The sequence below is a fragment of the Bacillus sp. FSL W7-1346 genome, from assembly GCF_038593335.1.
In the GTDB taxonomy this organism is placed as follows: domain Bacteria; phylum Bacillota; class Bacilli; order Bacillales; family Bacillaceae; genus Bacillus; species Bacillus altitudinis.
Map to the genome: position 1 here is coordinate 1,701,611 of NZ_CP151988.1, position 12,206 is coordinate 1,713,816.

Annotated in this window: 14 protein-coding genes and 5 pseudogenes; 17 read left to right on the plus strand and 2 right to left on the minus strand. The window is 33.5% G+C overall.

The window, feature by feature from the left end:
• Positions 1-19: 19 nt before the first annotated feature.
• The 11 genes and pseudogenes from NST09_RS08615 to NST09_RS08665 form a co-directional block, all read left to right on the plus strand.
• A pseudogene (locus NST09_RS08615) lies at positions 20-408 on the plus strand (ArpU family phage packaging/lysis transcriptional regulator).
• A 79-nt stretch (positions 409-487) separates the two neighbouring features.
• On the plus strand, positions 488-1,372 hold the full coding sequence (locus NST09_RS08620) for a S8 family serine peptidase (protein WP_196297683.1): 885 nt from the start codon (positions 488-490) through the stop codon (positions 1,370-1,372).
• 199 nt (positions 1,373-1,571) lie between these two features.
• Entirely contained in the window at positions 1,572-2,234 is a 663-nt protein-coding gene (locus NST09_RS08625) for a DUF3986 family protein (RefSeq protein ID WP_235690794.1), read from the plus strand.
• A gap of 471 nt (positions 2,235-2,705) precedes the next feature.
• Positions 2,706-2,954 (plus strand): hypothetical protein, encoded by a 249-nt coding sequence (locus tag NST09_RS08630; RefSeq protein ID WP_342493511.1) that lies wholly within the window; start codon positions 2,706-2,708, stop codon positions 2,952-2,954.
• A 52-nt stretch (positions 2,955-3,006) separates the two neighbouring features.
• A complete protein-coding gene (locus NST09_RS08635) occupies positions 3,007-3,351 on the plus strand; it encodes a structural protein (RefSeq protein ID WP_342493512.1) in 345 nt (114 codons plus the stop codon).
• Positions 3,352-3,417: 66 nt separating this feature from the next.
• Positions 3,418-3,960 (plus strand): hypothetical protein, encoded by a 543-nt coding sequence (locus tag NST09_RS08640; protein WP_100325028.1) that lies wholly within the window; start codon positions 3,418-3,420, stop codon positions 3,958-3,960.
• A 73-nt stretch (positions 3,961-4,033) separates the two neighbouring features.
• A complete protein-coding gene (locus tag NST09_RS08645; protein WP_125588817.1) occupies positions 4,034-4,798 on the plus strand; it encodes a DUF4145 domain-containing protein in 765 nt (254 codons plus the stop codon).
• 71 nt (positions 4,799-4,869) lie between these two features.
• Positions 4,870-5,103 (plus strand): annotated as a pseudogene (locus NST09_RS08650) (phage terminase small subunit-related protein); the annotation flags it as partial.
• Positions 5,103-5,213: pseudogene (locus NST09_RS08655) on the plus strand (PBSX family phage terminase large subunit); the annotation flags it as partial. The pseudogenes NST09_RS08650 and NST09_RS08655, both read left to right, overlap by 1 nt.
• A 6-nt stretch (positions 5,214-5,219) precedes the next feature.
• Positions 5,220-5,873 (plus strand): annotated as a pseudogene (gene terS, locus NST09_RS08660) (phage terminase small subunit); the annotation flags it as partial.
• 8 nt (positions 5,874-5,881) lie between these two features.
• A pseudogene (locus tag NST09_RS08665) lies at positions 5,882-6,082 on the plus strand (phage terminase large subunit); the annotation flags it as partial.
• Between the two features lie 51 nt (positions 6,083-6,133).
• On the opposite strand, the gene NST09_RS08670 reads toward NST09_RS08665, so the two are convergent.
• Both NST09_RS08670 and NST09_RS08675 read right to left on the minus strand, forming a co-directional pair.
• Positions 6,134-6,394 carry a YesK family protein gene (locus NST09_RS08670; RefSeq protein ID WP_125588815.1) on the minus strand — a complete coding sequence of 87 codons (261 nt, stop codon included), beginning with the start codon at positions 6,392-6,394 and terminating at the stop codon, positions 6,134-6,136.
• A 34-nt stretch (positions 6,395-6,428) separates the two neighbouring features.
• The gene (locus NST09_RS08675) at positions 6,429-6,848 is read right to left on the minus strand and encodes a hypothetical protein (protein WP_024720408.1); all 420 of its coding nucleotides are present in this window, start codon (positions 6,846-6,848) and stop codon (positions 6,429-6,431) included.
• 191 nt (positions 6,849-7,039) lie between these two features.
• Here NST09_RS08675 and NST09_RS08680 point away from each other — a divergent pair, with 191 nt between their 5' ends.
• From NST09_RS08680 to NST09_RS08705, 6 genes are all read left to right on the plus strand, one after another.
• Positions 7,040-7,885, plus strand: coding sequence for an SMI1/KNR4 family protein (locus NST09_RS08680; RefSeq protein WP_342493513.1), 846 nt, complete (start codon positions 7,040-7,042; stop codon positions 7,883-7,885).
• A 405-nt stretch (positions 7,886-8,290) separates the two neighbouring features.
• Positions 8,291-9,400 carry a RapH N-terminal domain-containing protein gene (locus NST09_RS08685; protein WP_017367296.1) on the plus strand — a complete coding sequence of 370 codons (1,110 nt, stop codon included), beginning with the start codon at positions 8,291-8,293 and terminating at the stop codon, positions 9,398-9,400.
• Complete coding sequence (locus NST09_RS08690; RefSeq protein ID WP_017367297.1) at positions 9,401-9,535, plus strand: hypothetical protein; 135 nt, start codon at positions 9,401-9,403, stop codon at positions 9,533-9,535. It abuts the gene before it with no gap.
• Positions 9,536-10,018: 483 nt separating this feature from the next.
• Positions 10,019-10,207: a hypothetical protein gene (locus tag NST09_RS08695; RefSeq protein WP_025207373.1), complete on the plus strand. Its 189-nt coding sequence runs from the start codon at positions 10,019-10,021 to the stop codon at positions 10,205-10,207.
• Positions 10,208-10,335: 128 nt separating this feature from the next.
• Complete coding sequence (locus tag NST09_RS08700; RefSeq protein ID WP_025207374.1) at positions 10,336-10,671, plus strand: hypothetical protein; 336 nt, start codon at positions 10,336-10,338, stop codon at positions 10,669-10,671.
• A 566-nt stretch (positions 10,672-11,237) separates the two neighbouring features.
• Complete coding sequence (locus NST09_RS08705) at positions 11,238-12,125, plus strand: hypothetical protein (protein ID WP_025207376.1); 888 nt, start codon at positions 11,238-11,240, stop codon at positions 12,123-12,125.
• Positions 12,126-12,206 lie beyond the last annotated feature (81 nt).

Here is a 12,206-nt window from a genome sequence, read left to right on the forward strand (position 1 = left end):
GATTCTTTAGAGAGAGGGTATAAATTTTTTAACCAACCAATTATGTTTTATTCCTGAGGTCAATGAAAAGCAGGTACGTAAGACATTAATAAATGAATTGAAGCTTTATAAAGCATTAAAAGTTAAACAAGAGAACTTGAATGAGCAAAAAGCAAATGGCATCTTAACTTTGTTTCCAAGATTAAAAGATCAAAATGTTTGTTCGGAGCTTAAGGTGCGGCAAATAGAAAGAGCACTAGAGACAGCTTGGATGAAATTGAACAAGACATTATTCGCATGAAGTACCTTACTTCACGAATGGTCAAAGATCTTGAGGTATGCGAAGAACTTGGACTCATGAAAGTTCGATATTACAAATTAAAAAAGCAAGCAACGTTTAAACTTTCGACAGCACTTGGAATCATCTGAGTGCTGTTTTGTATTTTAAAAAAATAATGGTAAAATACATCATGTTTCTCATAATATGTTTAGAAGAGGTGCGATGATTTTGAAGAAACTTATACTCCTTCTAGTAGTATTAATTCTAACTGTGACATCTATAACAGTAATAATAAATAAAAATAAAACTGAGAAATTTAAGAATGAAAATTGGGCCTATGAATATTTAAAAATTAACAAACTGCATAACCAGAAAAAACTAACTGGAAAAGGTGTTAAAGTAGCATTAATTGATTCAGGTGTTTCATTTAAGCAGGAGATCAATATTAAGAAGGGGATAAACGTTTTAGATCACAAAAAATCATATCAAGATAATCATGGTCATGGAACTCATTTAGCTGGAATTTTAACTAATAAAGACATTGGTGTTGCGCCAAACATCGATTTATATGTAATTAAAGCCTTGGATAACAATTTAAACGGTGATATTAATAATGTAATAGAAGCAGTGAATTATAGTATTGAAGAAAAGGTTGACATTATTCTAATGTCATTTGGCACTTTAAAATATTCTAAAAAACTGGAATCTGTAATAAATAGAGCTTTAAGAAATAATATTGTTGTAATATCATCGGTTGGGAACTATGGGTTACAAGAAAAGAGCGATATACTCTACCCTGTTAAATTTAAAGGTGTTATTGCTGTAGGAGCTTTAAATATGAACGGTGATATATGGAAAGGGACAACTGTAGGTAATGGATTAAATGTGTTACTTCCGGGGCATTATATAAAAAGTTATTCAAAAGATGGTTCTTTTTTATATAGTAGTGGTACTTCAATGGCGGCTGCCTACATGGCAGGTCTTGCTGCTCTCTTTTTTGAAGAATATTCTTCTTATAATAAATCCACAATCTCTAAAAAATCATGGGAAAAAATCAAAAATTCAGATAAAATAAATGGGTATTCAGTTATGGATACAGTTAAATTTTTTTGAGAAACTAGGGTTTATATGAAGAATAAGCTTATTTTAGTAGTACTGTCTTTTATTCTATGTTTTCCGCGGTGACTCCAGCATATTCTTAGAGCGTAACTTCACTGAATAGTGAACTTGTGGTTAGTGATCAATTGATTGAACAAGATACGAGGATACCAGTATAGATGTTTCAAACTTTAATAAAGAATTTGACTTTCTTTTGAATGATCCAGTATTTATTGAAATAGAAGAAACTTTAGCGTTACAGAGTCAGAATGCTGAATTGAAAGAAGACAGTGTAACTGGTCAGTGGATACCGGTGGTGGCTGCTGCTTTAAGATTATTAATTTCTCAAGTTGGAAAAAAGGGAATGCAAAAAGGATGGAAAGTAGCTAGACCATATGTGCAGAAAGCATTAAAGGCGCCTCAAAATCGTATTATTGATGGCCCTGGATCAGGAGGGCGCATTATACAGGTACGTAGCAAAAAAACCACTATTCAGACTAGATTATGCACCTATAAAACATGGAAGACCTGCTGTTCTGCATTATCATGTTCCACCAAATCTAAAAGATCATCATGTTATTTTCTAAAGGGGAGATCAACGTTGCTTAACTTAGACGATACAATGCATTTGCATGTAGGCTATTATGAAAATGATTTGGATTATGAAGGAGTGTTTTTAAAAAGTTTAGATTCAGGGAAATGGTTATTGTTTTTTTATCAAGAAAGCTATGGTATAAAACTTGAACAAAAATATGAAAAATATGATGATTTTGTTTTGTTGGTTGGAGAGTATAATATTGATGATGAAGATATTGAGGATAAAGGTGATGCATTGTTCGAACAATTTCTAAAAGAAAATGGTTTAATAAAAGCATAGCGTTTTTGTGTGATACGTTACAATAAATAAAATGATATAGAAGAAGATATCTTTATCTGTTTAAAGACTGTTATGTAGACTTTAAAACTTTTCTAGAAGTATATTGATTCTGAAGGCGATGCGTTTTGGGAATAATAGAACCAAAGTGTCCATGTTTATGGGCACATTTTTATTTGCAATGCCGAGAAAAAGCAACATGAATATTTTATTTTGTTCAAAAAGAAGAACCTGCGGACGCTGATCATTGAGCACTTTAAGTGCCGTGATTGGTGTCCTTTTTTTATTGGGAGACGCGCCTTTCCCTTATCAATGGCGTATCTGGATACGGAACAAAGGTGATGAGGAATGTGGCCATACGAGAGGGACATTCTGAGCCTAGATAGTAGCTGGTCTGCGGCAGCCGTATTTAGGACAGTTTTTCATTTTACTTGATGATTGACTGTACTTGGCATCCTCTCGGAGTTGCGTAAGGTGCTGCTTATTCGGCAAGAAGTGAGTGAAATGAAGATCAGGGATTCTGTTTCTAAAGAGACATTAAAGCAATTTAAAAGCATGCTCCTGATTCTATTAGAAAGAAGGAGAACGGTGCTGTTCCCATTACGAATAGGGATTGGGATGAAATCATGGAAACGAGATGCGAAACATACCAACGACCAGGCGGCCGTATTCGGAGAAAACGATAACTTAATGGGAACAGTCGTCTTTTGGGTGTATGGCTGAAGGTGCTTTGGTGAGGGATAGGAGCGCAAAAACAAAAAAGGAGATGATGAACATGGCATCAAAATTTGGTGTATCTGCTAATCCAAATAAAGCGAATCATACTTTAGGAAAGAACAAGGTTGTGATTGTTGCGATTCAGAATTTCAATGATTACATTTGTGGACCAAACCTTATTCCTCAACGAAAAGTTGCAGGGAAATGGGTCACAATAAAAACGAATTCACCTAACCTGCTGAACCCAGCGGAGAAACAGTACGATGAATTCGACATCAAGGGATCACTTGATAACAAGAAAGGAACGTATCGATTCAGGGTTGATGTAGAGCGGTACGACAAACATGGCAACCATGTCGAAACAGTTGGTACATTCTATACAAACGAATTTTACGTTAAATAAAACCATTTCAATGAACACCTGAAAATTTTCAAATCACCTCCGATATAAGTTTAGGAGGTGATTCTTTTGAACGAAACTGATGAAACTTATGATATCGAATCATTTGGAGAAATTATATGTGTTCAATCGTATTTGCGAAAATTTGGGAGGCTTGTAGTTGAAAAAGCGTTAATTGAGCAAAAGAAGAACAGAGAAGAAACAGAGAAAGAAGAAAAAGTTGGAGAATTATTTAAAAGAAACATATCAATGCATATTAAATTTAAAGAAGAGATTAAGAAGCGCCATGATAGAAAAGAAATTCAAATGCTTTTGGGTAGGATTGAAGATATGATAGATAATAAAAATGCTTTAAGCTATACTACTGCAGCTTTTTATGTACTCCTCGCATTCGTTTTAGGTAATCAACTAAAATACAGTAATGATTATCTTCTAGTAGTAATAGAAGATATACGTATTCAAATTACTATTGTTATTTTTGTTGCTGTTTTGGCTGTTGGGCTATGGGGCTACTTTACATATAAGGATAAAGTTGAACTAAATGAATTAAGCTGTTATAAACGATTATTACAAGAATGCTTGGATGAAATTCCAAATAGAAGTTTTAAATAAGCATTAGTTACATTATAAAAATGAATGTTAAATGAATTTTTTGGGGTTTATCTTTCTGAAGAGGATGAAGCATATGACCGTTGTGCCGAAAAAATTGTATTGTAGATCTTGCAAGGGAAAAACAAATCATCACATAATTAAAAAAGATGACAATGAAATGAAATATTCAATAAGCAACTTAGATGAAGAAATTGATTTTGGTTTTAATGAGGAGTATGCAATAGTTCAATGTAGAGGGTGTGACACTATTGCTTTTCTAAAAATATACGGTGATGAAGATATGTTTCATATAGTTGGTCCAGATTATCATTTTGATAGAGAATATTTTGTAGAATATACTGTTTTTCCAGAGGAGCCGAAGCAGAAGGAGCCTGTAATGCAATTACTAGAATTCAAAAAAAAGTATGAATTTGTTCATTTGCCCGAATTAATAGAGGAAATTAGAAATGAAACTATCAATGCGTATTGCCAACGTATGAATTTATTATGCAATACAGGAATTAGAATGCTTATTGAATCAATCTGTAAAGTTAAGGGGATTGATAAAAGACCAAAAATAAAAAAGGGGGAAACAGTCCTCGATGAGGATAAAAACCCAGTAATGGTCAATCTAAATTTAGAAACAAAGGTAACAATGCTTAAAGAAAAAAATATAATAGATGAGGAACAAAAAAGAATACTTTTGGAAATTAAAGATGTAGGGAATCAGACAGTACATGAAATATTTCGACCAAAACGGAGAGATTTATTACTGTATTTAGAAACATTAGATTTAATCTTATATAATATTTTTGAATTCCCTCACATTAAAATAACCGATACACCAAGAATAAGATGAGGATTCCTTGTGAGGGTCCTTTTTTTATTGTTCTAAAAACAAACTCAAACTTAATTCAGTAGCTCGGAGGAATGGCTAGACCGAGAAATCCTAAAAGAGATCAGGCATTCCAATTGTGGAAGGAAAGCAATGGAACCCGCTTACTGAAAGACATTGCTGAAGAATTAGAGTGTTCCCAAACGCTTATCCGCAAATGGAAGAACCAAGACTCTTGGGATGAGAAATTGAATGGTAACGTTACTAAACCGAAAGAGAAAACCAATGGTAACGTTACTAAACGCCCCGGGGCTCCAAAAGGGAGTAAATACGTGTGCTGCCACAATTTGAGGTACAGTCACATGATGATGTCATGTTGGCCATCTCACATATTAATCGGCCTTTGCTTAGAGCGGGCATGGACTTTGGTTTCGTAGAGCCATAAAATGCCAGGGGGAACAAAGGCGGTAAAGCGCCACCTGGTAACCAAAATGCAAAAGGAAATAGGGGTGGCGCAGCTCCTAAAGGAAACAAGAATTCATTCAAGACTGGTGAATATGAAACGATCATGTTTGAGTACATGGATGAAAAGGAACAGAAGCTTTTTACTGAAGTTGAGACTGATCCTCTGTACCAAATTGATCTATCAATACGATTATTGAGCGTTCGTGAAACAAGAATGATGCGCTTGATCACTAAATATGAGAATGGATTGACTGATAAGCAGCGGACAGTCTTGCAGCAAATGCGGAAGATGAAAGACGTTGTACAGGCTCCAGATAAAAATGGTCTGATTAAAGCTGTTCCTATAACTAATGAACGTCTAGCAGTGGTCCAGATTGAGGAGACAGACTCGCCGCTACTGGAGAAGATATTGAGCATAGAAGATGCTCTGACACGTGTGACCGCACAACGTGATAAAGCCATTAGGCAGAAAGTCGACATAATGAAAACTATGTCAGAGCATGAATTGAGGCTGCGTGGTCTCGATCTTGCAAACCGAACGAGAGAAGCAGAGCTTGAGCGGATCACCGCTCGATCTGTCGATGATTCGGTTCAAATTACTATAAAGAGAGCAAAGAAAAAAGGTGATGGCTGATGCAACTGATGGAAAAAGAGGTCAATCCATATTTTGAGGACTTTCTTTTTGACTGGGATCAGAAGTTTCAGTTTCTAGTGGGTGGTTATGGGTCATCTAAAAGCTATCACATTGCTCTGAAACTCATCTTAAAGTTACTGAATGATTAGAGAACAGCACTTGTGATACGTGAAGTCTATGACACACATAGAGATTCCACTTTCTCTATTTCACTTTTAATTAATCGAAAGAGCCACTTCTTATGCAGAAGTGGCTCTATGTTATTTATGACTAAAATAACTCAAGGTACTATGAATAATTAAAGTGATCACAGATGCAATCAGTAAAGATATACTGATTGCACCCAGTCCTAAACCTTCCCACTTTCCTACGAAAAAACTGATTAATAATAAGATCATACTGATGAAGATGAGAATTGATGGTATTCCATACTGTAAAGGTGCATTCTTTCTTTTAAAGATAACAGAAACAACAAGTATAACGATCGTAAGGATAACTGTTAGCAGCCAAAATGATGACATTTATTGACCTTCCTTCTTCTAAAAATAGATGAAATTATTTTATTTCCTCATCCATTACTTTCTTATACTTTTCAAATTCAGCATCTTTCATTTCACCGTTCATTTGTAATAAAAAGTTTCCTTTTGAATAGGTGTGAGAGAAGAACATAGATCCAGCATTTCCTAACTCATCATAATAAGATTTCGCCTGCTGTAAATCAGTTTCATTTCCAAATTTAAAAATCCTTCCGCCAGCATTTTCACCTAAGGAAGGAACGAGAATTCTTTTTCCTTCTTCTCTTATATTTCCAAACTCTTTTTGTTTAAGATCAGATGGTTTTTCTGCTTCAAGCCCAGCACTTTTAAAAGCTTCAATAATATTGGCTGTCGTGAGCTGTTTTTCATTTGATGCTGCGCTACTGCAAGCTGTTAGCATCATTAAACAAATAAAAATGAATATAGATAATTTCTTCATATTGGATCCTCCTGATTTTTAGGTGCAAAGGAAATTTTACATGAAGTACCTTCTTTTTACTATCGTTTCGACAAAAATAGACAGCGTGAATGACTAAGTAACTAATATTCTTCTTTTATTTTGCCTAAATTGTTAAATATACTCAGCAAGGTGGTATACTTATGTGCATATTTTACTAGGAGGCATTCATCTTGAAATCATTTTGGGAAATAGACGAAGAAGGTTACTATACGTTAAAAAAGATCAACGAAGCAGAGATAGCTAAAGCTGAAAAGAAACTTGGTGTTACTTTGCCAGATACATATAAAAAGCTCATATTAGAGCAGAATGGTGGTAATACCATTCATAATGCTTTTCCAACCACTCACTCTAATTCATGGGCTGAGGATCATATTCAATTTAATCACCTGCTGGGAATTGCTGAAGATGAAGGAATTATGGATAGTGCCTATTTGATAAAAGAGTGGGAGCTGCCAGAAGGGCTTGTCTTAATTAACGGGGATGGTCACACTTGGGTAACGATGGATTATCGAAAAACGAAAGAGAATCCTGCAATTCATTATTTTGATGTTGAGATGGAAGAAGACTTTAAGTTAGCAGATTCCTTTGATGAATTCATTGAGGGGCTTTATACAGTTGAGTACAGTGTTGACGAGGAAGTAGCAGAGGGTGAATACGAAGAAGAAGAAGAGGAATATATAACTAAAGCAGAACTTGAAGCGATCTTAGAGAAAGAAGCACCTGATCCAGTCGATATTCATCAAATTACTAAATATCCGTTACAAGATTTAGAAGAAGTAGAGTGGTTCTTTAAAAGAATAAAAAGCTATATTGAATCTGTTAAAGATGAAGACGTTCTTTATGAAGTAGCTGCAAGCATTGACACAATCCTTATATTAAGAGTAGATACAATGCCAAGTAACGATATTATAAAAAAGACATTATTTGAAATTGTAGTCATTTTTGAAAAAACTGAAATTCCTCAGATAACTGTAACAGCTGGAAATTTCGCTGTTAATATTGATTTTTTAGATTAAGTCAAAATTAGAGCATGTAGAGTATACTGTATAGGATGAATTTTCAAAGAGTGAATGAGAGCGGATGTTTAATTATCTGTTTTGTTTTGATTTCATTATAATATAATTTAGATTGACCCCTTCATGAACCTGGCTGAAACTCAGTCAGGTCTTTTTATATCAATTTCAAAACAATATTTTGTGAATTTCTTTTTAAAAAATGAAGGTGGTCAATCTAAAAGAAATAAGTATCAAGTCCTTTCTGGCTACTCTCTCTTTTAACCAACTCTTATAATTGCATACCATTCAATTATTATCATATTTGCGGGATACCGAAAATTTCTATTATGAGCAGATTCACTTTACATATGTTGTAAAATGCGTGTTAGAATTATACTAGGGATTTGTTTAGAAGGGGGTAAAGGAATGTCAGGATTAATTGCCTCTCAGGAGGTAGGGAACATGTTAAACACTTGGAATCTTGCGATACAAAAAGGGGATTTATCCGCAGCTATAGAAATGCAAGATGACATAGACAGGGCAATTGATTTAATGGAAGAAAATCAAGATATTCTTTTGTATTATCAACTTTTGAGCTTTAGGCTTAAGCTGAAACTTCAGAATATTAGCAGAAATTTAGATAAGCCATTCTTTCAGCGGAATGCTCCAGACGAAAAAGAAGAAAAAACAAATAAACTCATGTCATATTACTTCTACTTTTATAATGGGATCTATCATGACTACTTACAAGATTATGATAAGGCATTAAGTTACTTCAGAATAGCTGAAAAAAAGTTGGCTTATGTTGATGATGAAATAGAAAAAGCTGAATTTCATTATAAAATTGCAGTTCTATTTTATGATTTGAAAATGACCTTTTTATCAAAATATCATGCACAAATTGCGTGTGACACATTTAATGCGCATGAAACATATATCAAAAGACAGATTAACTGTAGGATGCTACATGCGTTAAACTTAATTGATCAATTTGAATATGATAAAGCAAGAGCTCTTTTTAGTGAAGCTGAGAATATGATCGAAAGTATTAATGACAATCATTTAATCATTCATCTATATTACAATATGGGTTTTCTAGAAAGCAAAAAAGAAAATTTAGAAGAAGCATCAGCACTATTTAGGCGCACGTTGAGTTATAAAGAGATCGAAAATCAAGATTTATTGAAGATGAGATGTTTATATGAACTTTCTAGAATAGAAATCTCCAGTAAAAGTAATGACGCGATTGAATGGATAGATCTAGGCATTTCTTTATCAGAACAAGTCAACCATAACGTTTTTCAAATAAAATTTAAATTGTTAAAAGAACTATTGTATGAAAAAAATCAATCTCAATTGAACAATATAAACAATCTGTGTTTAGAGCTTGAAGAGAAAAGAATATGGGTTGATTTAGAGGAAATTCTGGTTGATGTGGCGAAATATTTAGAGGGGAGAGGCTTGCTGAAACAATCATTAAATTACTATAAAAGAGCCTTACTCGCAAGCCAGTATGTAGGAAAAGGAGTGAATTAATTGAAGAAGTCGGTTTTTATTACATTGTCACTAGCTGTGTTAGCTCTAGGTACACTTTTCTTTACAAACGGTTTGACTCAACCTCTACATGAAGATGTCCAAACAGTTGCATCAAGAGGTAGCTCTGGAGGATAATTGGTTAAAAAACGATAAAGTGGATTAAAGTGTAAGGCTCCGTATGGTATTCTAGTAAAAGAATATGCCATAAAGGAGTCTTTTTTATATTAGATGCTCCATTTGCTTTGATGGCAGCGTATAGAGATACTAAAAAAATAAATGAATTAATTAAGCTTTTTGATGAGGGAACTTTCAGTGTCTGATGGAGGGACTCCGGGTATTACCCAATTTCACTGTATATATTTATGCGAGAGCTGTATAAAGCATGGGATTCTGAAAATCCGAAAAAATGTATGAAGAATTTCAGGATGTTTTTATGAAGAAAGAGAAGAAAAGAATTTTGAGGTAAAAACAAATATAGTACATACTTTCAATTTTATTACTTAACTCCTAAATATGGAACTGACTGTAGAATGTTAAGACTGATTGTTTTATAATTTCACGGTAACATAACGTAATTAAAAGTATAAAACGTAAATGAAAGTATATCGGAGGATTTGGATGATAAAAAAAGAAGTTTTTCAAATAGTTTTGTTTACAGTCCTTTTGGCAATTTTTCTTTATCAAGGTGTACAAAGAGATTTTCCTTTTGAATATCTGATTACCTTAGTTGTGTGCTATGTTGCTGTAATAGTTTATAGAATTATAAAAGTAATGAAATATAAAAAGGAGCAAAGTACAGTTAAGTAGTTTGAGCTATTTTTGTTTCCGTTGGTCGCAATCACTTTTTGGATCAGACGTATGAGGTCATGGCTCTTTGGCATGTTGACATTAAGAATTTTATAATGAACTAAATTTAACTTCGGAGGTGCTTTTATATGTCTATTCAAGTAGATGATGATGATGTTTTAGAGATGTGTAATATATATGCTCAAGAAACTCATCACAGAGAAGCATTGATTTTAGGAAACAGGAAGGGTCTATTGGAATTAAAAAATGCGATAGATCAGGCTTTAAAAAACGGTAGTGCTGTTGCAAATTTATACCCATCTGATTTTGAAGGGTATGAAACTTGTATTGCTCTAGTGGATGATGAAAAGCAGTTTGAGAAATTAATTACTCCTTATGTAGAGGAATATACACAAGATGATGATGCGATTGATCCAATTAATATTATTAAAGAGTACGATTCCAAAAAAGAAAAACCCTTATAATAGGGTTTTTCTTTTATTATTTAGTGGAGTATAGTTTCACCTTTTTTAGCTTTGTGTCTACTTGGAGTAAGGGGTGGAGAAAGTTCTTTCTTCACATATAGGTGTAAAATAAATAAATGAATGAATGGTAAACAAAATATTACAGGGTAGCATTACAAGCCCAAGTGATTTGAGATGCAAAATATTAATAAGTGTCTTAATGATTGCTATCATAATTTGATGAAGTTTGAACGTGAAAGTAATCTATGTGAGTACTGCCTACCAAGTGTAGACTATAAGAGCAACTTTGCTAAATCATTTTTGAAAGGTCTTAAAAAATATGATATCGTTGAGAAAAAATTGTTGGGGGATTTATATGAAAAGCACATTATACATGTTGTTAGGAGCCATCATTTTAACATATTTTACTTTGATTTTACCTTTTTCAAAAATATACAACAGTGGACTGTTTGAAGTATTGTCTTTTTGGTTAATTCTAATCTTTGTATTTTCTTATAATAAAAACCATACTTGAGATATTTACGGTTTTTTCTTTATATGGTAGTGTGTGGGCGGAGGTGTTTGGTATGAAAATCAGGTTCATACTCATTTTACTAGCTTTCGTATTCTCATTGACAATGTTTGGGGGTATTTCAAGTGCAAAAAGTAAGGAAACTAAAGATAATACAAGCCAAGAACATTCAGTCAAACTTGAAGTTGTCAAGTCTACTACATATTATAATTCACTAGATGGAGAAAGAATTGAATATAATTCTGAGAATGAAAAGCGGATTGCAAAAACAAAATTAGAGGACATAAAGAATTATAAAAAGCTCACAGGAAAAAGTATTTCATACGAAGATGTAGGGTTGAAAGATAATGGTGATTTAGGAGAATCTGATAAAATACATACCTTATCATCTTTACCGCCAACCGATCCGGCAACAAATAGCAAACTGCTTGTTTCTCAACAAGTTTTTTATAAAGGTACATCTGGAACTAATTATAAATATTATAAATATCAATATCATTCTTATGCCGAATGGTTTAAAAAGCCTGTTAACCATAAGAAAGATGCGTTTGCAGTAGCTTGGGATACATCTGCAGTCCCATTATCAGGTACTTTTGAGGGGTATTGGCAGCAACAAAAGGCCGTTGCTGACGGTAAAGGTGGCCTCACACATGTAACAGAAGATAAACAACTATCAGCTGATACAGACTCATACAAAAATTATGGTCATGGAGTTATTCTTTCACCTGGCTATGGAGATACTCAATTTATAACGATGGATAGAGATGTACTCGTTCCAACGTCTAAAAAAGGAGATCCTGCAAATATTATCATAAAATATCATCACACTTATGCAACAATAAATGGTATTTCCATTAGTGTTGGCCCAGCTTCAATAAGTTTTAGCGATAGTTGGGGAGATGATTTAGTTACAGAATATAGCTTTGTATATGGAGATAGATAAGAGAAGAGTGAAGCCCTTCTCTTTATTAGGATTGCTTATTAATTCCTATTAATAACAGGATCTCATAAATAAGTATGTTCA